We start from the raw sequence: 21,389 nt of genomic DNA, 5'->3' as shown, positions 1-21,389 counted from the left end.
CGGTGCCCGGACGAACCGGGCGGGGCCGTCACGGCCGCTGGACCTCAAAGGTCACGAGCTGGATCACGGCCCTCGCCCTCGTCGCCGCCCCCGAAGCCCTCGCCTCCTGCGACGCAGCAGGCGACCAGGCCCGGGCCACCCCCCTGGCGGCGCGGCGGCACTACGCCGCCAACGGCAACGTCCCTGGCTCCGGCGGCTACCCGCCCGGGCGGCTGGGCTTCACCATCGCCGACGTCTCGACCCGCCAGCAGCTCGACCAGCTCCCGGCCGGCGTCGAGGCCCTGGTGTTCGTCGGCAGCTGTCGCGGCGCCGATGGTGAGTTCGTCTCCCGCGTCGGCGAGTTCGTCGGCCAGCCACAGGTGTTCGGCTTCTACCTGATGGACGAGCCGGACCCGCAGAGCTGCCCCGCGTCCCAGTTGGCGCAGGAGTCGGCGTGGATCCACCAGCACGCCCCCGGCGCCGTCACGTTCATCGTCGAGCAGAACCTGTCGTCCTCGAAGACCCCGACCTACCGGGGCGGCTACAACGCCGCCAACACCGGGGTCGACCTGTTCGGCCTCGACCCCTACCCCTGCCGGAGCGAGCTGTCCGGGTGCGACGGCACGATGGTGGGTCGCTTCGTCGCCGCGGCCGAGGCCTTCGGCATCTCCCGGTCAACGATCGTCCCGGTCTTCCAGGCGTTCGGCGGCGGGCAGTGGGTGGATGACGGTGGCGGCTCCTACCTCCTTCCCGACCCGTCGCAGGCACGGGAGCTCCTGGCCGCGTGGGACCGCGCCGTCCCTCATCCAGCCTTCGACTTCGTCTACAGCTGGGGCAGCCAACGGGGGGACATCGCGCTGGAGACGGCACCGACGTCCCTCCAGCAGGTGTTCGTCGGGCACAACCGAGAGCTCACCGGACCACTGCCACCTGCGGCTCCGTGACCCGGGCGCCGATGAGGTGCGGTTTCCTGTGCTTCGTCCCAAGCGCGCCTGGTCCGGGCGCGGGGCGGAAGGTGACGACCGCCGCATACCAGTCGCCGGTGCGGGCAAGGGTGAACCGCCCGTTCTGGGCCCCTGGCGCTCCGGAGAGGATTGCCGCTGTGTCTGCGGACTCGCTGCCGTTGTGAGCTTCCAGGGCGAAGGGGACACCCTGGCTGGTCCCCGGCGTGACCGTCAGGGGCTGGCCACCCGTCAGCAGTGCGGCGAACACCAGCTCACCGCCGGGGACGGCAGCGGTGGAGCCGGAGTCGGCAGAGGTGCCCACGCCCTTGCCCACGGACACCCCGTCGAGGGCGGTGCTGGTCGCGATGCCTGAGTACTCCGACACGGCACTGGGCAGGTACGTCGCCACCGGCGCCGAGATCGTGATCGTCAGGCCCGCTGGCGCTGGCTGGGTCCCCTGCACGTAGTACAGGGCGATGTCGCCCTTCCCGTTCGTGAACGTCTCGGAGGTCGAGCGGGTCCAGGCGCCGTTGACGGGGTCGGAGACCTGCACCTGTCCGGTCGAGTCGTACTGGGCGAACCAGCCGACGAGGAGGTCACCCGCCGCGACCGGCTGGGAGAGCGTGAGCGTCGTCGACGTCTGTCGGGTGCCTGGGGAGTCGGCTGCGCCCTGCACGTAGGTGGGTGATGACGTCGGCGTGGTGACCTGCACCTCCGGCGACTGGGCGGAGTGGTTGCCCGCCGCGTCGAACGCGTCGACCGTGTAGGTGTAGGTCGTGCCCGCAGCCACGGTGCTGTCCGTGAAGGAGGTGCCCGCGGTGGTGCCCAGCGCGGTGCCGTTGCGATAGACGGTGTAGCCCGTGACACCCACGTTGTCGGTCGATGCCGACCAGGCCAGGCTGACGCTGCTCGACGCGACGCTGGTGGTGTGCAGCGAGGGCGGCGTCGACGGCACCTGGGTGTCGCCGGTCGAGGCTGGCCGGAACGTCGCGGCAACCGCGTACCAGTCGGTCGTGGCGCCCAGGGTTGCCGTCCCGTTCTGGGGACCCGCAGCACCCGGGGTGATGTCCTGCTCGTAGGCCGACCCCGAGGCCGTGTGTGCCCGAGGCGTGTAGGTCAGGCCGTCACTGGCACCGGGGGTCACCGACGAGGGGTTGCCGCCGGTGACCAGCGCCGAGAAGACCAGCTCGCCGGCAGGAACCGTCGCCGTGGCCCCGGTGTCGACAGCCGTGCCGACGCCGCGTCCGGACACGACCTGGTCGAGCGGGCCCGCGATGGCGACACCCGAGTACTCCGCCACGGATCCCTGGAAGTACGCCGGCCCGCCGGCCGTGACCGTGACGGTCAGGCCGGCAGGCGCTGCCTTGGCGTTCGCCAGGTAGTACAGGGCGATGTCCCCCGTGTCGTTCTGGAACGCCGTCGAGGCAGGGGCACGGGTCCACGCGCCGTTGACGTTGTCGGAGACCTGGACCTGACCGCCCACGTTGTACTGCGCGAACCACCCCACGAGCAGGTCGCCGGCGCCCACCGGGCCGGTCAACGCGGTGGTGGTCGAGGCCACCCTGGTGCCCGTGACGAAGGCACTGCCCTGGACGTAGCCGGGCGAGGCCAGGGCGAGCGCCGGGGGCGCGAACGGAAGCCAGGTCAGGACCAGTGCGGCGGCTGCCAATGCTGACACAGCGCGCGTCCTCCATCGAGCCAGACCGAACTGCATCTGCCCACCCCCCTGACCTGACTCCCCACTGGACCAGTCAGTGATAGCCGGGGCTGGCACGCGGGGAACACCTGCAATCAGCGAGGGTGTCCCGACCATTTGCGGTAGCACACCGCAGCACCTGCGGGCGCGTTCGAAGTCACCGCTTACGTCGCCTTCCCGCCCCGCGAGTCGGTTGGCGCCGCCGCGAGGGTCAGTGTTCCGTGACCTCCGCGCTTGCGTGTCCTGGTGCCCCTGCGTTGCGCGTCACGACACAGGGTCACCGCTGCCGATGACCAGGTCGGCGTACCGCGCGGTCTCGCGTACCGCACGCGCGTTGACCTCGTCGGGGCCGTCCGCCCAGGCGACCGCCGCGTCCGGCTCCTTGCCGAAGGCCACGTGCCGGGCGACCAGCCGTTGCCGCCGCGTCGTGTCGGGCATGTCGACGAACCAGACCTCCCCGAGCAGCGCCCGGATCTGCGGCCAGTGACCCCACTGGAGCAACAGGTAGTTGCCCTCGGTCACGACGAGCCGGGCCTCCGGAGGGACTGCGATCGCCGCGGCGATGGGCTGTTCCAGCGTGCGCTCGAAGCCCGGGACGTAGACCGTGTCACCGCCGTTGTCGGCGATGCGCCGCAGCGCAGCGAGGTAGCCGGCTGAGTCGAAGGTGTCCGGAGCCCCCTTGCGCTGGCGGTTGCCCAGCCGGTCGAGCTGGACGTCAGCGAGGTGGAAGCCGTCCATCGGGACGTGCGCCAGCCAGTCCCCGCCCACCCCGGGCGGCGGCTGCCGGCGCAGGGCGGCGAGCAGCTGCTCGACCAGCGTGGACTTCCCCGCGCCGGGAGCGCCGGTGATCCCCAGGATGACGCGGCCGTGCTCCTGCACCAGGCCGCAGGCACGCTGCGCGAGCGCGTCGACGTCAGTCATCGCAGGCGGCTCGCGTGCAGCAGCGACTCGATGTGGGCGCGCGCGTGACGGGCCAGGTCCTCCCCGTCGGCGCAGAGGTTGCGCCAGACCGCAGGGTCGCAGGGCAGAGCGGCGACGTTCCCCTTCACAGGTGCCAATGTTGTCGGGGGGCGTAGCCCTCGCGGCGCAGCCAGTGCTCGGTGTAGACGATCCTGGTCGGCGTGACGACGGTGAGCGGATCCTGCGGCGGATCGGTGAGGTCACGGGAGCGCTCGACGTGGTCGGACTGCCAGCGGAACGCCTCCCAGTAGCCGTCCACCTCGGCGTGGTCGCGCTCCAGCGTGCGCGCTGTGCCAAAGATCTGCGCTCCACGGCTGCTCGCCTGGCCGACCAGCGGGGCGAAGATGCCGACCGAGATCCGGTTGTCGGCGCGCAGGTTCCGCATCTTCGGTGAGCGCGGCGCGGCAGTGAACATGACCTCCAGACCCAGGTGGTAGTAGCGCACGGGCGTGGCCGCGGGGCCGTCGTCGCTCGTCGTGGCGAGGACGCACATGTTCTGGCTGCTGAGCAGGTTGAGGATGCGTTCCTCGAGCTGCTCTCGCGGTAACCGCGCCGTCGGCGTGGGTCCAGCAAGCCAGGGATTCGAGACGGGCAACGCGACCTCCGGGTTTCTGGTCGTCGGCGGTGGCTTCACGCGAGCCTGGGAAGTGTCTCCCATCAACCCGAACCTCGACAGCGGGGAAGCCTCAGCGGTCAGTCGCCGGGCCGATGGTCAGGGGAGGGTAAAGCGGAGGTAAGAACTCCTGCCTGAACCTGTGAACCGGCGTGGAAGTCTTCACCTGCCGCCCAAGACGGTGCAGGCTCCGCGACGTGCCACCACGCACTAGTGGTGGCGCTCACGTGCCACCGGGACCTGCGGTGGCCCAGGGGAGGAACTTCATGAACAGACTCGCAAGGCTGTCCGCCTTCACCGCGGCGGTGGCGACCTCCGTCGCCCTGGTCGGCGCGGCCCCGGCCGCGTTCGCCTCCGGCTCGGCGACCCTGCCCGTGATGGACCCGGCCGGCGCCGAGTTCACCGAGGCCGCCGGCGCGACGCCGTTGGCCACCGACAAGACGATCCCGCACTGGAACGGGTCGTTCACGGACCCGACCAACGGAACCACCTACGGCTACAACATGGTCGGCACGGACCCGAGCACCAACAGCGCCTCGACCGTGCCCACCGACATCATCCCGGTCAACATCGTCTTCTCGGCCAACGACGGCTACGCGCTCAACGGCACCGACGTCGTCAACCGGACCGTGGCGTCCCCGATCTTCCAGGCGTCGGACTACACGAGCACGACGAAGTCGACCGGCGGCGCCGGCGAGCTCTCGCCCGGCAACGTCGGCGTGCAGTACGAGGACGCGATCATGCGGTCGCAGTTCAACAAGACCGGCACCGGTTACCACGTGAACCTGGGTCAGCCGGCCGTTCAGGCGCCGGTGACGATGACGATCCCGAGCGGCAAGGGGTCGGCGTACCAGAACACCCGCGGAGTCACCTATGGCCTGGTCGACTACGCGTGGTTCTCCAGCCGGATCCAGCAGCTCATGGGTCAGCAGCACACCGACGCCACCCACCTGCCGATCTTCCTGACCAACAACGTCATGCTCTACGAGGGCAGCGTCAACAACTGCTGCGTCATCGGCTACCACGGCGCGTCGAAGGCGACCGGCAACGGCGGCGGCAGCACCAACGGCAACGGCAACCAGGGCGTGCAGACGTTTGCCTTCTCGGCATACAGCACGCCCGGCACGTTTCGTGGCGACTACATCAAGGACATCCACGCACTCAGCCACGAGATCGCCGAGTGGGGCGATGACCCGTTCGTCAACAACACGGTCAACCCGTGGGTGACCCCGACCGCGCCGCAGTACGGCTGCACGTCCGTCATGGAGACCGGTGACCCGGTCGTCGGCATCGGCTTCACGCTCCCGGGCAACACCTACGACACCAACGCCTCCGCCGACGGGTCCTGGCACCCCGAGGATGAGGTGCTCCTGCCGTGGTTTGCCCGGCAGAGCCCGAACACCACCGCGCAGCCGAGCCAGAGCGGCACCGGCGGCCGATACACCTTCATGGGCGACCTCAACCCGTACCCGGGCTTCCAGAAGCCGGCCACTGGCTGCTGAGACGCCTCACCTGCACACGGACCCCGGCCTCCCGCAACGAAGGAGGCCGGGGTTCGGCGTGTGCGCAGACCTGGACACCGATTCGTCCATCCGCGATTGCCCCGGAGAGCTTTGCCGCACCGATAGCGTGACCGCGTGGACCAGGATGACCGGCTACGTCATGCCTCCTCGTTCGGCTCCGCGGCGGTCGCTTACGCCGAGCACCGTCCGGACTACGCGCAGGCCGCGGTGCGCTGGGCCCTCGAGCCGGCACCCGGCCCGCGCGTGCTCGACCTGGGCGCCGGCACCGGCAAGCTCACAGCCACGCTGATCGCGCTGGGAATCGACGTCATTGCAGTTGAACCCGACCCGGCGATGCTGGCCGAGCTGCGGCGTGCACTGGTTCGACATGGCCGTCGCGGGCCCGGAGATCGCCAGGGTGCTCGCACCCAAAGGCTCCTGGCCGGCCTGTGGAACCTCATGGACGACCGGGTCCCATGGGTTGCCGAGCTTGCGCGAGTCAGCGGCAGCGCGGCCATCGGCCCGCGTGACACGCCCGAGAGCTGGCGGGCCGAGACGGCCCAGCTGCATCTTCCGGTGACGGGTGTGGTCGCTCGGTTCGGTTCGCCGGAACAGGAGGTGTTTCCACACGGGCAGCGCCGCACGGCCGATTCTCTGGCCGCGACCATCGCGACGCGCGCGGGGCTACTGGTCATGCCAGAACAGGAACAAGAGGCCACGCTGGGTCGTATCCGCGCCTTCCTCGGGAGCAGACCCGAGACGACCTGCGGCGAGTTCACCCTCCCGACGTTGACCGGGGTGCTGCGCGTCCGGAGCCTCTGAGTCCTCACGTCGGGACAATCGACGACCCGCGGCGGCCTGTCGTGCACTCGGTGGCGTCCGCTTCACCGCCGGCACCAGCGGGCTGTCCTTCCTCGGAACGACGGGCAGGTGCTGACCGCGGACCCCAGCGAGGACAAGGCCGCCCCGCTGCGGGCAACCGTGTGGAAGCGGTCGGGGCTCCTTCTTCTGACTCCGCTCCGATGCAGGGACGGCCGCTGTGCCTTGGGCCAGGGATGTGCGACAAAAGGTGGCCGCGTCGGCGACGAGCCGGCGGACTGCCTACGTGAACGGGACGGTGACCGGACCGGGCGATCGTTGGTAGACCGCGAAGAAGTCACGGTCGTCGGGGACGAGGTAGCGGTGGTCCGACTGCATCGGGTTGGGTCCGACCTCGGTCGGGTCGAGGCCGTGGAGGTGGCTGTAGGTGATGAATGTGTGCCATTCAGGGTTGATGTCGAACTCCATCGCCCGCACCGCACCGACGTGCTGGAGGATCCTGGCGAGGGTGATCACCGTCTGGCCGGGGGCGGCGACGTAGATGAGGTTGCCGCGTGCGTCGATGCCGACGCCGGTGCGCCAGACGCGGGTGACCCCGCCGAGCGTGTACCCCCACTGCGGGCTGTTCGGGTCCGCGTTCAACGCAGGGTTGACGCGGCCGTTCTCGACGATCGGCGCCAGGCTCTGGCGGGCCCACGCCACGTCCGGCCCCGTGGTCCGGCCGCCGGTCCAGTTCACGATGTCGAGCCGACCGTCGCGATAGCCCACGAGCGTCGCGTTACCGCGCTTCAGCGGCTCGTTCACAAGGCCGTTGTCGGTCGAGCCGTTGTGGCCGTCCACGTAGGTGAAGCCGCCGTTGAAGGTGGCGAGCAACCGCGAACGCTGGGAGCTCGGGACCATCATCGGCCCGCGCACGGCTGCGTGCGGCGGCTCGTAGCGGCCGGGGTAGTAGCCGATCGCGGTGCGCGTGTGGTCGAACCAGCCGACGTACGCGACGATGCCCGGATAGTCGACCTCAGGGCGGTAGGTCGACACCAGCACCGGTTGCCCCTTGTCGATCGGCGGGCCGGCGGGCGCCCAGATGCCCTCACCGTCCAGCGGGTGTGGGAAGACCGGCGTGATGGGCCTCGGCCAGGCGATGGCCTGAGCAGGGGACGTCGGAGCCCCCGGGCGGCTTGGCGGCCGGCTCACCCCGACTGCCGGCAGCCTCTTCAGCGACGGCCCGCCCTTCTTCGGCGCGGTCGCGCTGTAGTAGAGGTGCTCGACCTCGTCGATCAGCGGGTTGCCGAAAGGCACCTCGGATCTCACCCACTCGACGCTGCGCACGCCCGGAGACATGCTCGTCGGCTGCGTCATCCACGTGGCATACGACACCGTCGCCCACAACAGCAGCCCGACGAGGGGCGCTGCCCACAGCAGACGGTGGCGTCGTCGCCTCCTGACGACAGCAGGGTCGCGCAGCTGCCGTCGGTGCGCACTTCGCCTCGCGCGGTCCCCTGGGCCGGGCGTTGAGTCAGCCCCCTCGGGGGGCACGCCCGCACCGGCACCGAGGTCAGGTCGCTGCACATCACCCATCATGAGTGCCTGCCATGTGTCCATCCATCCCTTGACGGCCCGCCTGTGCAGCAAGCCCCCACGTCATTCACGACGGACATGTTGGCGCCGTCTAGACGGTGCGACCGAGGCTAATCGAGCCGACTCGGATTCGGGCGACATCGCGACGGGAAGTGGAGCCTCGTGGCTCGGCCAGGCGATGCCGGGTCCACGGTTCGGGAAGGGTGAAGGTCCGCGGCCGGAGGGGTGTGGCTTACTGGCGGCTCACTTCATCAGGCGCAGCTCGGCGAACTGAGAGATGGCCACGCTGAGCATGCCAGCGGCCATCAGCAGCGCGAACAGGTTGTGCGTGGTCAGGCCCAGGGCCACGCTCACCACGCAGGCAACGACGGCAGCGACGAACAGGACGAGCCGGGCGGATCTGCCCACGGCGACCAGCGTGGCACAGCGCACCACTTGGCGGGACCCCTGACCCCCGGAGACAGCAGAAGCCCCGACCGTGTGGAAGCGGTCGGGGCTCCTTCTTCTGTCTCAACACAGAGCGCGCCCGAAGGGATTCGAACCCCTAACCTTTTGATCCGTAGTCAAATGCTCTATCCGTTGAGCTACGGGCGCTTGCCGCTCTCCGGACTGGTCCGGCGCAACGGGAGATGAGAATACCCGAGCCCGACCGTGGCGCGAAATCGCGGTCCGCGGACCGCCCGAAGCACCCCAACGGACGGCCTGGAAGCACCCGGGCCGGCGAGGCCGACGACCGACCCGGCCACCCCCATCCCGGGCCCTCCTCCGGACCCCTGGCACCCGGCGTACGGGCAGGGCCGGCACAGGGCCGAAGGGCCCCTCTCCGCAACCGATCTTGCAGCGAATCGGTCGCTTTCTTGCAGGTCATTGCAAGAAACCGACAAACAACCGGACTTTGTGAGACGTTTCACGAGCGAGCGCCGAACACGACGGTTCCGCCCACCCTTGGACCGGGGCTACCTTGGCAACCACAAGCGCGTTCACCATGTGGACACCATGTCGCCAACTCCGTCGGGGGCTGTAGCAAGCGTCGCCCGACGAAGGGGCGGCGCGGGGCCCACATCGGACGCACCACCGCAACTGACGCAGGCGACCAGCACGCGGTCGCCGCGCGAAAGGGATGGCCCGATCTCATGACGACTGAGACGACCACAGCAACCCCCGCCACGGCCACGCCTGGCGCCGAGATCCCGAGTGACGGCAGCACCACCCACGCCCGGCTCGCGTCCTGGGTTGCTGAGGTTGCCGCCCTCACGACGCCGGACCGCATCCACTGGGTCACCGGGTCGGACGAGGAGTGGAAGGCGCTGACCGACGAGCTCGTCGAGGTCGGCACCTTCACCCGGCTCAACGAGGACCTCAAGCCCAACTCGTTCCACTGCGCCTCCGACCCCAGCGACGTCGCGCGGGTCGAGGACCGGACCTACATCTGCTCCGTCGAGGAGAAGGACGCCGGCCCCACCAACAACTGGATGGCGCCGGACGAGATGAAGGCGATCATGACCGACCTCTACCGGGGGTCGATGAAGGGCCGGACCCTCTATGTCATCCCCTTCGTCATGGGGCACCTCAACGCCGACAAGCCGATGTTCGGCGTGGAGATCACCGACTCCGCCTACGTCGTCGCCTCGATGCGCGTCATGGCTCGCATCGGCACCAAGGTCCTGAAGCGGATCGAGGAGCTCGACGCCGACTTCGTCCCCGCCCTGCACTCCGTGGGCGCCCCGCTCGAGCCCGGCCAGAAGGACGTCGCCTGGCCGTGCAGCGACACCAAGTACATCGTGCAGTTCCCCGAGGAGCGGATGATCTGGAGCTACGGCTCCGGCTACGGCGGCAACGCCCTGCTCGGCAAGAAGTGCTACTCCCTGCGGATCGCCAGCGTCATGGCCCGCGACGAGGGCTGGCTGGCCGAGCACATGCTCATCCTCAAGCTCACCTCCCCCGAGGGCACGGTCAAGTACATCGCCGCCGCGTTCCCGAGCGCCTGTGGCAAGACCAACCTGGCCATGCTCGAGCCGACCATCCCGGGCTGGAAGGTCGAGACCCTCGGCGACGACATCGCCTGGATGAAGTTCGGCAAGGACGGCCGCCTCTACGCCGTCAACCCCGAGTTCGGCCTGTTCGGCGTCGCGCCGGGCACCGGCTGGGACACCAACCCCAACGCGATGCGCACCATCGCCAAGGGCAACTCGGTGTTCACCAACGTCGCCCTGACCGACGACGGTGACATCTGGTGGGAGGGCATGACCGAGGAGAAGCCGGCCCACCTGATCGACTGGAAGGGCCGCGACTGGACGCCCGAGTCGACCGAGCCGAGCAGCCACCCCAACAGCCGCTTCTGCACCCCGATCGAGCAGTGCCCGATCCTGGCGCCGGAGTACGACGACCCGCAGGGCGTGCCGATCTCGGCGATCCTGTTCGGTGGCCGCCGCAAGACGACCATCCCGCTGGTCACCGAGGCCCGCGACTGGGTGCACGGCACCTTCATGGGCGCGACGCTCTCCTCCGAGACCACCGCTGCCGCCACCGGCGCCGTGGGCGTCGTGCGCCGCGACCCGATGGCGATGCTGCCGTTCATCGGCTACAACGCCGGCGACTACTTCAACCACTGGATCAAGGTCGGCAAGGACGCGGACGCGGCCAAGCTGCCCAAGATCTTCTACGTCAACTGGTTCCGTCGCGACGCCGACGGTGGCTTCGTGTGGCCCGGCTTCGGCGAGAACTCCCGCGTCCTCAAGTGGGTCGTGGAGCGCCTCGAGGGCACCGCGGCGGCGGTCGAGACCCCCATCGGCCACGTGCCGACGCCGGAGTCCCTCGACACCGACGGCCTCGACATGACCGAGGAGCAGCTGCGGATCGCGCTCAACGTCGACGCCGACGAGTGGGCCGCGGAGATCCCGCAGATCCAGGAGTGGTTCGACAAGTTCGGCCCGACGCTGCCGACGACGCTGTGGACCGAGCTGGACGGCCTCAAGGCCCGCCTCGGCGTGAAGTAGCCACCCGGCATACGCCTCAGGGGCCCGGCACGCAGCCTGCGTGCCGGGCCCCTGCGCATCCCCCTCCGGTATGCCGTGCCGGTCACCGCCCAGCATGATGGCCGGGTCACCCCCGGCACCCGAGGAGAGCCATGTCCGACAGCACCGGAGTCGTCTTCCCCGAGGTCGACGGGGCGCGCAGCACCTCCGCCCTCGGGCGGGCCGTCGTGGCCGACGCGCTGCGGGCGGTGGACCCGGTGGGGTCGCGGGCCGCGGAACAGGAGACGAGCTGGCGGCACGGCTACGTGACCCACTTCCGCCGGCTGCTGGAGGCCGGGCTGCTCTCCCCCGATGCCGCCCGCACCATCGCGGCCGACGGCCTGGCCTCGCTGCACGACCGGATGCGGGTGCGGCTGGAGTCCGGCGACGAGGTGGGCCTGGCCGAGTCGTTCGCCCTCCCCGGCGACGCCGACCCGCTCGGCACCGAGGTCATCGAGGGCCGCGGCGAGCCCGAGCGCGAGCTGTCCCTGCCATGGCACGGCGAGCGCCTGCGCGGTGACGCGCTGCGGCGCCGGCTCGACGCGTGGGAGGAGGACGGAGTCCTCGAGCCCAGCGCGGCCGAGGCGGTGCGCGAGGTGCAGGCCCACCCGGAGTGGCTGGACCTGTCCGACCAGCGGGTGGTCGTGCTGGGCGCCGGCTCGGAGATGGGCCCGCTGCGGGCGCTGCTCGGCTGGGGCGGGGACGTCGTCGGCGTCGATCTGCCCCGGCCGGAGGTGTGGTCGCGGCTGGCGGAGCTGACGTCGCGGTCGGCCGGCCGGCTGCAGCTGCCGGCCCCGGTGACCTCCGACCCGCGCCCCCTGGAGCAGCGGGCCGGCGCCGACCTGGTCCACCGCCTGCCACAGGTGGCCGACTGGCTGACCGGCATCGAGGGCCCGCTGGTGCTGGGCAACTACGTCTACGCCGACGGCGCGACCAACGTCCGCGTGGCGATGGCGGTCGACGCGCTGACCGTCGAGCTCCAGCGCCGCCGGGACGACGTGGCGCTGGCCTTCCTGGCCACGCCCACCGACGTGTTCGCCGTACCCGCCGACGCGGTGGCCCGGTCCGGCTACGCCTACGACCACGCCGGGGCGCGCACCCTGCTGCGCCAGCCGCTGCGGGTGCTCAGCGGCGGCCGGCTGCTGCGCCGCAACTACGCCCCCGGCGCCGACCCCGGCGTCAACGACAGCCTGGTCCCCCAGCAGGGACCCAACTACGCCCTGGCCAAGCGGCTGCAGCGCTGGCGAGCCACGACGGCCCGGGCGGCGGGCAGCGTGGTGTCCCTCAAGGTCGCCCCGCCGACCCGGACCCGCTCGGTGGTGAAGAACCGGGCCCTGGCTGCGGCCTATGCCGGGGCGCACCGCTTCGGGATCGAGGTGTTCGAGCCCGCCACCAGCAATGTGCTCATGGCCGCGCTGCTCGTGCACGACCTGCGCGCCGGAACCCCGGCGCACGAGCACCCGTGGCAGGACGAGGCGTTCGGCGCGGTCCACGGCGGCCTGTGGCGCGGACCGTATGAGCCGCGCAGCGCCCTCGGTCTGGCTGTTGTCCTCGGCCTGGGGTCGGCCCGCGGCTGACCCGCTACCCGCGCGCGGCCCGCTCCCGCTGCGAGGCCAGCGGCCGCACGCTGCCGCCACAGACCGGCAGCACCCCGAGGTCCTTGTATGCCGTGGGCTGCGTCAGCGTGGACCGCCCGGCCCGCCGGGGCTGGTGGGCGCGCAGCCACTCCCGCGGGGTCATGTCGTCCGCCCCGTGGTCGAGCCGGTCTGGCCCTGGGGGTCCTGACCCGGGACGCCCGGCTGCTGGCCGGTCTGGCCCTGCTGCCCGCCGGGCAGCCGGCCACCCGGCTGCCCGAACTGCCCGCCCTGCCCTTGCTGGGCGCCGGGCAGCTGACCGAGCTGGCCACCCTGCCCCGGGCCGAGATGCCCTTGACCGAACTGGCCCTGCCCGCCCGGACCGAGCTGCCCGCCCCGGCCGAACTGGCCCTGCCCGCCCGGACCGAGCTGCCCGCCCCGGCCCGGGCCGAACTGGCCGCCGAGCCCGGACTGGGTCTGGCTCTGGTCCCCGATCACCGCGGCGGCGCCCACCGCGCCGACCGCGGCAAAGCCGATCGCCAGGGCCGCGGCGATGGCGGTCTTGCGGCCTGACCACACCGGGGGCTGGACGGCAGGCGGCGCCGGGGCGGCCGGGTTCGCCCCCTGGGCCGATCCCGCGCCCGCGACCGGTCCTGCCTGCTCCGGGGCCGCCACCTGCACGGTCCCGGCGGCGGCAGCACCGGACGGTGCGAGGGCCGCGGCGGCCGGCGACGCGGCATACGAGATGGTGTCGACCTGGACCGGCCCGACGACGTCCGGGCGGGTTGGGGTCGTGGGCAGCTCCGCGGTGGGGCTGTGGGCCCAGGGGGTCTGCGGCGACGAAGCAGTCATGTGGGGCTCCTCGGTGGCGGGGTCGTCGCCGTCGAGACTGGGCCGCGGGCCTGTGACGGGGCTGTGACGGTCGTGTCGGGTCGCTGAGACCCCACCACAGAGCGTTCACAGGGTATGTACAGGAACTCGCGATGGTCTCTTCAGGTAACGACGCTTCACTGGGTGTCATGAGCCAGTCGACCGCCCGCCCCGCGTCCGCCCCGCTGCGCCGATTCGACGGCGCCCCGGTGCGCGTCCTCGTCGTCGACGACGAGAACAACCTCACCGAGCTGCTCAGCATGGCCCTGCGCTACGAGGGCTGGGAGGTCCGCTCGGCCGGCACCGGCATGGCGGCCGTGCGCGCCGCCCGCGAGTTCCAGCCCGACGCCGTCGCGCTGGACATGATGCTGCCGGATTTCGACGGCATGGAGGTGCTGCGCCGGATGCGCGCAGACAACCCCAACGTCCCGGTCCTCTTCCTCACCGCGCGTGACGCGGTCGAGGACCGCGTGGCGGGGCTGACCGCCGGCGGCGACGACTACGTCACCAAGCCGTTCAGCCTCGAGGAGGTCGTGGCCCGGCTGCGCGCGCTCATGCGCCGCACCGCCGTCATGGCCGAGGACGCCGGGTCCCAGCTGGTCGTCGGCGACCTGGTCATGGACGAGGACAGCCACGAGGTCACCCGCGGCGGCGACACGGTCAACCTGACCGCGACCGAGTTCGAGCTGCTGCGCTACCTCATGCGCAACCCCAAGCGGGTGCTGTCCAAGGCGCAGATCCTCGACCGTGTCTGGAACTACGACTTCGGCGGCCAGGCCAACGTCGTCGAGCTCTACATCTCCTACCTGCGCAAGAAGATCGACGTGGGCCGGGAGCCGATGATCCACACCATGCGCGGTGTGGGCTACGTGCTCAAGCCCGCGACCTGAGCCACAGTCGTCCCATGAGCCGCCCCACGTGGATGCGTCCGGCGACCTGGACACTGCGCTCCAAGCTGGTCGCCTCGACCGTCGCCCTGTTCCTCACCATGACGGTGGCCACGGGCGTGGTCACCGTGCTGGCGCTCAACGGCTTCCTCATGGGGCAGCTGGACAACCAGCTCATGTCCCAGGCCCACCGGGTCACCGACGGGGGCGGACGCCCGGGTGGGGGCGGTGGCCCCGGACCGGGCAGCGGCGACCTGGGGACCGAGCACGGCGCTCTCCCGCCCGGGTTGGGTGGCGGCTTCCTGCACGTCGAGCTCACCGGGTCCTCGGCCGACGAGGGCTTCGTGGTCACGCCCTCGCAAGGTCCGGTCAAGCTCACCGAGAGCCAGCTGTCGCGTCTGGAGGACGCCGGCATCGGCAGCCGTCCCGCCACCGTCGACCTCGGTGGCTCCACCGGCGCCTACCGACTCGTCGCCACGCAACGGCCCAGCGCCGACGGCGCCAGCTCCACGACCCTGCTGACCGGCCTGCCCGTCGGCCCGCAGCGCGAGACCGTGGCACGGCTCTCATTCATCGTCGTCATCGCCACCGCCTTCGGCCTCATCGCCGTGGCAGCGGCCGGGAGCTGGCTGGTGCGCCGCAACCTGCTCCCGCTCGAACGCGTCGCCGCCACCGCCACCAAGGTCTCGCACCTGCCGCTGGACTCCGGAGCGGTCGCCCTCGCCGAGCGCGTGCCGGCCGAGTTCACGGACGAACGCACCGAGGTCGGCCAGGTCGGCTCGGCGCTCAACGGCCTGCTCGACCACGTCGGCGAGGCCCTCAACGCCCGCCACGACAGCGAGATGCGCGTGCGCCAGTTCGTCGCCGACGCCAGCCACGAGCTGCGGACGCCCTTGGCGTCCATCCGCGGGTATGCCGAGCTGTCCCGTCGCGCGCCGGAGCCCGTGCCGCCGTCGGTCGCCCATGCGCTCGGACGCGTGGAGTCCGAGGCGCAGCGGATGACCGAGCTCGTCGAGGACCTGCTGCTGCTGGCCCGCCTGGACGCCGGCCGCCCGCTGGAGCGCGAGCCGGTCGACCTGACCCGGCTGGTCGTCGACGCCGTCAGCGACGCGCATGCGGCCGGCCCGGACCACGTCTGGCAGCTTGACGTGCCGGAGGACGCCGTCAACGTCTCCGGCGACTCGGCACGCCTGCACCAGATCGTCGCCAACCTGCTGGCCAACGCCCGCACGCACACCCCTCCCGGCACCACCGTGCGCACCAGCGTCGCCGAGACCGACGGCGAGGTCAGCGTCACCGTGGAGGACAATGGGCCCGGCATCCCGGACGCCTTGCAGCCCAACGTGTTCCAGCGGTTCGCGCGCGGCGAGGCGTCCCGGTCCCGCGCAGCCGGCAGCACCGGCCTCGGGCTGAGCATCGTGCACGCGGTGACGCTGGCCCACGGCGGACGCGTCGACCTGTCGAGCAAGCCCGGCCAGACGGTCTTCCGGGTCGCGCTCCCGGCTCACTAGCCCACCTCAGCCACCTCACAGGGACGGCACAGGCCCGGCTCCCAGAGTCGACGTCATGGACACCATGACGCTTCCCAGGCACGCGGCGCAGCCCGTGGCCGGACCCGCCGAAACCACTGCGCCGCAACGCTCCTGGGAGCGTCCCGCACTGGTCGGCCTGCTGGTCGCGACCGCGGCGCTCTACTTCTACGGGCTCACCGCCAGCGGCTGGGCCAACTCCTTCTACTCCGCCGCCGTCCAAGCCGGAAGCGAGAGCTGGAAGGCCTTCTTCTTCGGCAGCTCCGACACCGGCAACTCGATCACCGTCGACAAGACGCCCGCCTCGCTGTGGGTGATGGCGCTGTCGGTGCGGGCATTCGGGCTCAGCTCGTTCAGCATCCTCATGCCCGAGGTGCTCATGGGCGTCGCCTCGGTCGGCGTGCTGTATGCGACGGTCAGGCACCAGTTCGGTGCCGCCGCAGGCCTGCTCGCCGGCGCGGTCCTCGCGCTGACCCCGGTCGCGGTGATGATGTTCCGCTTCAACAACCCCGATGCGCTGCTGGTGCTGCTCATGACCCTCGGGGCGTGGGCGACGATGAAGGCGATCGAGAAGGCCAGCCCCCGCTGGCTCATCTGGGTCGGCGTCTTCGTCGGCTTCGGCTTCCTCACCAAGATGCTGCAGGCCCTGCTGGTCGTGCCGGCCTTCGCCCTGGCCTACCTCGTGGCCGCGGACACCCCGCTGCGCAAGCGCCTCCTGCACCTGCTCGCCGCCGGCGCCGCCATGGTCGTCTCGGCCGGCTGGTGGTTGGCCATCGTCGAGCTCATCCCCGCCGCCGACCGTCCCTACATCGGTGGCTCGCAGACCAACTCGATCCTCGAGCTCGCCCTCGGCTACAACGGCCTGGGCCGGATCACCGGCAACGAGACCGGTTCGGTCGGCGGCGGTGCCGGCCCGAACGGGACCGGCATGTGGGGCGCCACCGGCCTGACCCGCATGTTCAACGGCGACATCGGCGGCCAGGTGTCCTGGCTCATCCCGAGCGCGCTCATCCTGCTCGCCGTCGGCCTGTGGCTGCGCGGCCGGGCCCCGCGCACGGACGCCCGCCGCGCGGCATACATCGTCTGGGGCGGCTGGCTGCTCGTCACGCTGCTCACGTTCAGCCTGATGGCCGGCATCTTCCACGCCTACTACACGATCGCGCTGGCTCCGGCCATCGGCGCCCTGGTCGGCATGGGGGCCAGGGAGGCGTGGGAGCACCGGCACGGGCTGGTCGGCTCGCTCACCCTCGCGATCGCCACCGCGGTGGCCGCGATCTGGTCCTACACGCTGCTGGCCCGCACCCCTGACTGGTTCCCGTGGCTGCGCGTCGCGGTCGTCGTCGCGGGCCTGTTCGCCGCCGCGATGTTCCTGGTCATCGGCCGGGTCCACCGCCACGCGGTCCCGGTGGTCGCCACCGCGGCGCTCGTGGCTGCGCTGGCCGGCCCAGCGGCATACAGCCTGTCCACCGTCACGACCCCGCACACCGGCTCCATCCCGAGCGCGGGGCCGTCCGGCCAGGGCGGCATGGGTGGCCCGGGCCGCGGCCTGGCCGGCGGCCCTCCCGGCGGCTTCGGTGGCTTCGGTGGCTTCGGTGGCTTCGGTGGCTTCGGTGGGCAGACCGGCACCGCCCAGGGCGGCACCGGCACGGCGCAGGGCGGGACCGGCACGGCGCAGGGCGGCACCCGGCAGGGTCCCGGTGGCGGCATGGGCGGCCTGCTCGACGCCAGCACCCCGAGCACCGCGGTCGTCTCGGCCCTGTCGGCGAACGCCTCGAAGTACACCTGGGTCGCCGCGGCGATCGGCTCGCAGAACGCCGCCGGCCTGCAGCTGGGCACCCGGCTGCCGCTCATGGCGATCGGCGGGTTCAACGGCAGCGACCCCTCACCGACCCTGGCCCAGTTCCAGGCGTGGGTCAGCCAGGGCAAGGTGCACTACTTCCTCGCCGGGGGCCAGGGCGGACCCGGCGGCGGCATGGGCGGGTCGGGCACGGCCAGCCAGATCAGCAGCTGGGTGGAGCAGAACTACACCGCGGTCACCATCGGCGGCTCGACCTTCTACGACCTGACCCAGCCGACCAGCGGTGCCACCTCGTCCACCACGACGAGCGTGAACTGAGGTGAACCCGATGAGCGCCCGCCCCGTCCTCGACGTCGTCATCCCGGTCCACAACGAGGAGCACACCCTGCCGGCGTGCGTCCGCCGGCTCGCCGGGCACCTGCACGCGACGTTTCCCTACCCGTTCCGGATCACCGTGGCCGACAACGCCAGCACCGACCGGACGTGGGACGTGGCCCTGGGCCTGGCCGCGGCGATGCCCGAGGTGTCCGCCGTGCACCTGGACCGGAAGGGACGGGGCCGGGCGCTCAAGGCGGTCTGGTCGGCCTCCGACGCGCCGATCCTGGCGTACATGGACGTCGACCTGTCCACCGACCTCGACGCGCTGTGGCCGCTGGTCGCCCCGCTGATGTCGGGACACTCCGACGTGGCGATCGGCAGCCGGCTCGCCCGCGGCGCCCGGGTGGTGAGGGGCGCGAAACGGGAGGTGGTCTCCCGCGCATACAACCTCATCCTCCGCGCGGCGCTGGGCTCGCGGTTCAGCGACGCGCAGTGCGGGTTCAAGGCGATCCGCGCCGACGTGGCCGCCGAGCTGCTGCCGTTGGTGGAGGACCCGACGTGGTTCTTCGACACCGAGCTGCTCGTCCTGGCCGAGCGCAGCGGGCTGCGCATCCACGAGGTGCCGGTCGACTGGTTCGACGACCCGGACAGCCGCGTGGCGATCGTGCAGACCGCCCTCGACGACCTGCGCGGCGTGCGCCGGGTGCGCCGCGGGCTGCGCTCCGGCCGCCTGCCGGTGGAGGACATCCGCGCCCGGATCGGGCGGCGCCCGCACGAGCAGCAGCTCGCCGGCCGGCTGGTCGGGCAGCTGTGGCGGTTCGGCGGCATCGGCCTCGCGAGCACGGTCCTGCACCTGGGCCTGTTCGCGTTGCTGCGCCCGGGGCTGCCCTCGGCGCAGGTGGCCAACGTGCTCGCGCTGTTCGTCGCGACGGTCTTCAACACCGCGGCCAACCGGCGGTGGACCTTCGGGCTGCGCGACCGACGCAGGGCCGGGTTGCAGCAGGCTCAGGGGCTGCTGGTGTTCGGCATCACGCTGGTGATGACCAGCGCGGCGCTGGGGCTGCTGCACGTGCTGGCGCCCGGCGCAGGGACCGGCGTGCAGACCCTGACCATCGCTGTGGCCAACATGCTCTCGACGGCGGTCCGGTTCGCGGCGATGCGCTGGTGGATCTTCCGCACCCCAGCGCGCCCTGCCACCGCTCCCGCCACCCCTGCATCTCCCCCACCGAGCGCACCAGATCCGTCGAATCCTGCGGTTCCGGAGCCCGAGACGACGGAAATGGTGCGTTCGGTCGGGCAGGGGGGCGCCGCGGTCGGCGAGACGCTGGCCCGTCAGGCGTAGCGCTTGAGCTCGCGCCGGGCGAGGGCCATGCGGTGGACCTCGTCCGGCCCGTCGGCCAGGTGCAGCATCCGGGCCTGGGCGTAGAGCTCGGGCAGGACCGTGTCCTGGCAGACGCCCATCCCGCCGTGGGCCTGCATCGCCCGGTCGATCACCCACGTGGCCATCTCCGGCACCGCGACCTTGATCGCCGAGATCTCCACGGCGGCGCCGCGGTTGCCGACGGTATCCATCAGCCACGCGGTCTTGAGCACCAGCAGCCGGGCCTGCTCGATGCGGATCCGCGCCTCGGCCACCCACTCCTGCACGACGCCCTGCGCGGCCAGCGGCTTGCCGAACGCCACGCGCTGCTGCACCCGCTCGCACATGAGGTCGTACGCCCGCTCGGCCATGCCGATCAACCGCATGCAGTGGTGGATCCGTCCCGGCCCGAGCCGGGCCTGGCCGATGGCGAACCCGCGGTGGAGCTCCCCGAGGAGGTTCTCCCGCGGGACCCGCACGGCGTCATACACGATCTCGGCGTGCCCGCCGTGCGGGCCGTCGGTGTAGCCGAGCACGTGCGTGGACCGGCGCACGTCGACGCCCGGGGTGTCCAGCGGGACGACGACCATGCTGTGCCGCTGGTGCCGCTCGCCGTCGGGGTCGGACAGGCCCATGACGATGGCGACCTTGCACTCCGGGGCCATCGCGCCGCTGGACCACCACTTGCGGCCGGTGACGACGAGCTCGTCGTCGTCGACCTCGATGCGCGTGGCGATGTTGTTGGCGTCGGAGCTGGCGACCTCGGGCTCGGTCATCGAGTACGCCGAGCGGATCTCCCCGCGCAGCAACGGTTCCAGCCACTGCCGTTGCACCGCCGGCGTGGCGAAGTGCGCCAGCACCTCCATGTTGCCGGTGTCCGGCGCGGCGCAGTTCATCGCCTCGGGGGCCAGCATCGGGGAGCGGCCGGACAGCTCGGCCAGCGGGGCATACTCCAGGTTGCTCAGCCCCGCGCCCCGCTCACCGGGCAGGAACAGGTTCCACAGCCCGCGCCGCTGCGCCTCGGCCTTGAGCTCGGCCATGACCGGCGGACGCCCCCACGGGTTGCTCTGTGCCTGCGCGGCCACCTGCTCGTAGAACGTCGCCTCGGCCGGGTAGACCACCTCGTCGAGGAAGGCCTGCACGCGTTGCTGCCACTGCTCCATGACCGGGGTGAAGCCGAAGTCCATGGCCCGACCCTAGGACACCCCGGTATGCCGTGCCCCTCGCCTCCGCGACCGGGTCACGCCGGCGCCGGGTCGAGCCGGCCGTCGCGGATCGCGACCACCCGGTCGGCGCGGTCCGCGACCGAAGGGTCGTGCGTAGCCATGACGACGGTCGTGCCGTGGGTGCGCTGCAGGTTCGCGAGCAGCGCGAGGATCTCGCCGGCGGTGTGACTGTCGAGGTTGCCCGTGGGCTCGTCGGCCAGGAGCAGCCCCGGGCCGGCGACAAGCGCGCGGGCGATGGCGACGCGCTGCTGCTGTCCACCAGACAGCTGGGAGGGCAGCGAGGCGTGACGGTCGCCGAGGCCGACCGCCTCGAGCAGCTCACGGGCGCGCTCGTGCCGGTCGAAGGCCACTCGACGGCCGACGAGAGGAGCGATCACGTTGTCCAGCAACGTCAGCGCCGGGATGAGGTGGAACTGCTGGAAGACGAAGCCGATGGTGGAACGGTAGTCGGCGAGCGCCCGCCGGCCGAGGCTGGTGACCTCCTGCTCGCCGACGGTGATCGTCCCCGAGTCGGGCTCGTCGATCGCGCCGATCAGGTGGAGCAGGGTCGACTTGCCTGAGCCCGACGGGCCGACGACGGCGGTGAACCGGCCGGCGCCGAGGTCCAGGTCGATCCCGTCGGCGGCGGTGAGTGTGGACCCGTCGCCGAGCCGGTAGGTCTTGGACACCGAGCGCAGGCTGACGGCGACACCGTCGCGGACGGGGGTGGGGGCCGAGGGGGTCAT

The 21,389-nt window shown here is 71.6% G+C and carries 19 protein-coding genes and 1 tRNA gene; 9 read left to right on the top strand and 11 right to left on the bottom strand.

What is annotated here, in order from left to right; all coding sequences use genetic code 11:
- Window positions 1–2 precede the first annotated feature (2 nt).
- Window positions 3–923 (top strand): hypothetical protein, encoded by a 921-nt coding sequence (locus tag FB474_RS18185; protein WP_141790271.1) that lies wholly within the window; start codon window positions 3–5, stop codon window positions 921–923.
- Here the strand turns inward: FB474_RS18185 and FB474_RS18180 are convergent.
- The 4 genes from FB474_RS18180 to FB474_RS18170 all read right to left on the bottom strand — a co-directional run bounded on the left by FB474_RS18180 (window position 892) and on the right by FB474_RS18170 (window position 4,213).
- Window positions 892–2,601, bottom strand: coding sequence for a fibronectin type III domain-containing protein (locus FB474_RS18180; protein ID WP_141790270.1), 1,710 nt, complete (start codon window positions 2,599–2,601; stop codon window positions 892–894). The two genes, FB474_RS18185 and FB474_RS18180, sit on opposite strands and share 32 nt — an antisense overlap.
- Window positions 2,602–2,883: 282 nt before the next feature.
- The gene (locus FB474_RS18175) at window positions 2,884–3,540 is read right to left on the bottom strand and encodes a nucleoside/nucleotide kinase family protein (RefSeq protein WP_141790269.1); all 657 of its coding nucleotides are present in this window, start codon (window positions 3,538–3,540) and stop codon (window positions 2,884–2,886) included.
- Entirely contained in the window at window positions 3,537–3,668 is a 132-nt protein-coding gene (locus tag FB474_RS21370) for a hypothetical protein (protein WP_281286371.1), read from the bottom strand. The genes FB474_RS18175 and FB474_RS21370 overlap by 4 nt, the downstream gene beginning before the upstream one ends.
- Complete coding sequence (locus FB474_RS18170) at window positions 3,665–4,213, bottom strand: pyridoxamine 5'-phosphate oxidase family protein (RefSeq protein ID WP_281286370.1); 549 nt, start codon at window positions 4,211–4,213, stop codon at window positions 3,665–3,667. The genes FB474_RS21370 and FB474_RS18170 overlap by 4 nt, the downstream gene beginning before the upstream one ends.
- Window positions 4,214–4,458: 245 nt before the next feature.
- On the opposite strand from FB474_RS18170, the gene FB474_RS18165 reads away from it, so the two are divergent.
- Both FB474_RS18165 and FB474_RS18160 read left to right on the top strand, forming a co-directional pair.
- Complete coding sequence (locus tag FB474_RS18165; RefSeq protein ID WP_141790268.1) at window positions 4,459–5,694, top strand: hypothetical protein; 1,236 nt, start codon at window positions 4,459–4,461, stop codon at window positions 5,692–5,694.
- Window positions 5,695–5,829: 135 nt separating this feature from the next.
- Window positions 5,830–6,516, top strand: a complete 687-nt coding sequence (locus FB474_RS18160; RefSeq protein ID WP_221632670.1) for a class I SAM-dependent methyltransferase — start codon at window positions 5,830–5,832, stop codon at window positions 6,514–6,516.
- 279 nt (window positions 6,517–6,795) lie between these two features.
- On the opposite strand, the gene FB474_RS18155 is transcribed toward FB474_RS18160, so the two are convergent.
- The 3 genes from FB474_RS18155 to FB474_RS18150 form a co-directional block, all read right to left on the bottom strand.
- Entirely contained in the window at window positions 6,796–7,869 is a 1,074-nt protein-coding gene (locus FB474_RS18155) for a phosphodiester glycosidase family protein (protein WP_221632669.1), read from the bottom strand.
- A gap of 462 nt (window positions 7,870–8,331) precedes the next feature.
- Entirely contained in the window at window positions 8,332–8,496 is a 165-nt protein-coding gene (locus tag FB474_RS20865) for a hypothetical protein (RefSeq protein WP_185746257.1), read from the bottom strand.
- A gap of 113 nt (window positions 8,497–8,609) precedes the next feature.
- Window positions 8,610–8,682 (bottom strand) — tRNA-Arg (locus FB474_RS18150).
- A gap of 539 nt (window positions 8,683–9,221) precedes the next feature.
- On the opposite strand from FB474_RS18150, the gene FB474_RS18145 reads away from it, so the two are divergent.
- Together FB474_RS18145 and FB474_RS18140 are read left to right on the top strand one after the other, a co-directional pair.
- Window positions 9,222–11,084: a phosphoenolpyruvate carboxykinase (GTP) gene (locus FB474_RS18145; RefSeq protein ID WP_141790266.1), complete on the top strand. Its 1,863-nt coding sequence runs from the start codon at window positions 9,222–9,224 to the stop codon at window positions 11,082–11,084.
- A gap of 131 nt (window positions 11,085–11,215) precedes the next feature.
- Entirely contained in the window at window positions 11,216–12,679 is a 1,464-nt protein-coding gene (locus FB474_RS18140; RefSeq protein ID WP_141790265.1) for a hypothetical protein, read from the top strand.
- 4 nt (window positions 12,680–12,683) lie between these two features.
- Here FB474_RS18140 and FB474_RS20860 read toward each other — a convergent pair whose 3' ends face one another.
- Together FB474_RS20860 and FB474_RS18135 are read right to left on the bottom strand one after the other, a co-directional pair.
- On the bottom strand, window positions 12,684–12,842 hold the full coding sequence (locus FB474_RS20860) for a hypothetical protein (RefSeq protein ID WP_185746256.1): 159 nt from the start codon (window positions 12,840–12,842) through the stop codon (window positions 12,684–12,686).
- Complete coding sequence (locus FB474_RS18135) at window positions 12,839–13,528, bottom strand: hypothetical protein (RefSeq protein WP_141790264.1); 690 nt, start codon at window positions 13,526–13,528, stop codon at window positions 12,839–12,841. Before FB474_RS18135 ends, FB474_RS20860 begins: the two co-directional genes overlap by 4 nt.
- Window positions 13,529–13,695: 167 nt before the next feature.
- Here FB474_RS18135 and FB474_RS18130 point away from each other — a divergent pair, with 167 nt between their 5' ends.
- Genes FB474_RS18130 through FB474_RS18115 form a run of 4 tightly spaced genes read left to right on the top strand, consistent with a single transcriptional unit; the run spans window position 13,696 to window position 19,420 of the window.
- On the top strand, window positions 13,696–14,436 hold the full coding sequence (locus FB474_RS18130) for a response regulator transcription factor (RefSeq protein WP_141790263.1): 741 nt from the start codon (window positions 13,696–13,698) through the stop codon (window positions 14,434–14,436).
- A 14-nt stretch (window positions 14,437–14,450) separates the two neighbouring features.
- Window positions 14,451–15,944: a sensor histidine kinase gene (locus tag FB474_RS18125; protein ID WP_141790262.1), complete on the top strand. Its 1,494-nt coding sequence runs from the start codon at window positions 14,451–14,453 to the stop codon at window positions 15,942–15,944.
- Between the two features lie 55 nt (window positions 15,945–15,999).
- Window positions 16,000–18,078 carry a glycosyltransferase family 39 protein gene (locus FB474_RS18120; protein WP_141790261.1) on the top strand — a complete coding sequence of 693 codons (2,079 nt, stop codon included), beginning with the start codon at window positions 16,000–16,002 and terminating at the stop codon, window positions 18,076–18,078.
- 10 nt (window positions 18,079–18,088) lie between these two features.
- Window positions 18,089–19,420 (top strand): bifunctional glycosyltransferase family 2/GtrA family protein, encoded by a 1,332-nt coding sequence (locus FB474_RS18115; RefSeq protein ID WP_141790260.1) that lies wholly within the window; start codon window positions 18,089–18,091, stop codon window positions 19,418–19,420.
- Here the strand turns inward: FB474_RS18115 and FB474_RS18110 are convergent.
- Both FB474_RS18110 and FB474_RS18105 read right to left on the bottom strand, forming a co-directional pair.
- On the bottom strand, window positions 19,411–20,625 hold the full coding sequence (locus FB474_RS18110; RefSeq protein WP_141790259.1) for an acyl-CoA dehydrogenase family protein: 1,215 nt from the start codon (window positions 20,623–20,625) through the stop codon (window positions 19,411–19,413). The two genes, FB474_RS18115 and FB474_RS18110, sit on opposite strands and share 10 nt — an antisense overlap.
- A 53-nt stretch (window positions 20,626–20,678) precedes the next feature.
- On the bottom strand, window positions 20,679–21,389 hold the full coding sequence (locus FB474_RS18105; RefSeq protein ID WP_141790258.1) for an ABC transporter ATP-binding protein: 711 nt from the start codon (window positions 21,387–21,389) through the stop codon (window positions 20,679–20,681).

Source organism: Oryzihumus leptocrescens (assembly GCF_006716205.1).
Taxonomy (GTDB): Bacteria; Actinomycetota; Actinomycetes; order Actinomycetales; family Dermatophilaceae; genus Oryzihumus; species Oryzihumus leptocrescens.
This window is presented reverse-complemented; position numbering and strand designations above follow the sequence as displayed.

Coding starts and splice junctions, on each gene's coding strand:
- FB474_RS18105 (WP_141790258.1), bottom strand. CDS start 21,389: ATGACCCCCTCGGCCCCCACCCCCGTCCGCGACGGTGTCGCCGTCAGC.
- FB474_RS18130 (WP_141790263.1), top strand. CDS start 13,696: ATGAGCCAGTCGACCGCCCGCCCCGCGTCCGCCCCGCTGCGCCGATTC.
- FB474_RS18115 (WP_141790260.1), top strand. CDS start 18,089: ATGAGCGCCCGCCCCGTCCTCGACGTCGTCATCCCGGTCCACAACGAG.
- FB474_RS18135 (WP_141790264.1), bottom strand. CDS start 13,528: ATGACTGCTTCGTCGCCGCAGACCCCCTGGGCCCACAGCCCCACCGCG.
- FB474_RS20860 (WP_185746256.1), bottom strand. CDS start 12,842: ATGACCCCGCGGGAGTGGCTGCGCGCCCACCAGCCCCGGCGGGCCGGG.
- FB474_RS18145 (WP_141790266.1), top strand. CDS start 9,222: ATGACGACTGAGACGACCACAGCAACCCCCGCCACGGCCACGCCTGGC.
- FB474_RS18120 (WP_141790261.1), top strand. CDS start 16,000: ATGGACACCATGACGCTTCCCAGGCACGCGGCGCAGCCCGTGGCCGGA.
- FB474_RS18125 (WP_141790262.1), top strand. CDS start 14,451: ATGAGCCGCCCCACGTGGATGCGTCCGGCGACCTGGACACTGCGCTCC.
- FB474_RS18140 (WP_141790265.1), top strand. CDS start 11,216: ATGTCCGACAGCACCGGAGTCGTCTTCCCCGAGGTCGACGGGGCGCGC.
- FB474_RS18155 (WP_221632669.1), bottom strand. CDS start 7,869: ATGACGCAGCCGACGAGCATGTCTCCGGGCGTGCGCAGCGTCGAGTGG.
- FB474_RS18165 (WP_141790268.1), top strand. CDS start 4,459: ATGAACAGACTCGCAAGGCTGTCCGCCTTCACCGCGGCGGTGGCGACC.
- FB474_RS18110 (WP_141790259.1), bottom strand. CDS start 20,625: ATGGACTTCGGCTTCACCCCGGTCATGGAGCAGTGGCAGCAACGCGTG.
- FB474_RS18175 (WP_141790269.1), bottom strand. CDS start 3,540: ATGACTGACGTCGACGCGCTCGCGCAGCGTGCCTGCGGCCTGGTGCAG.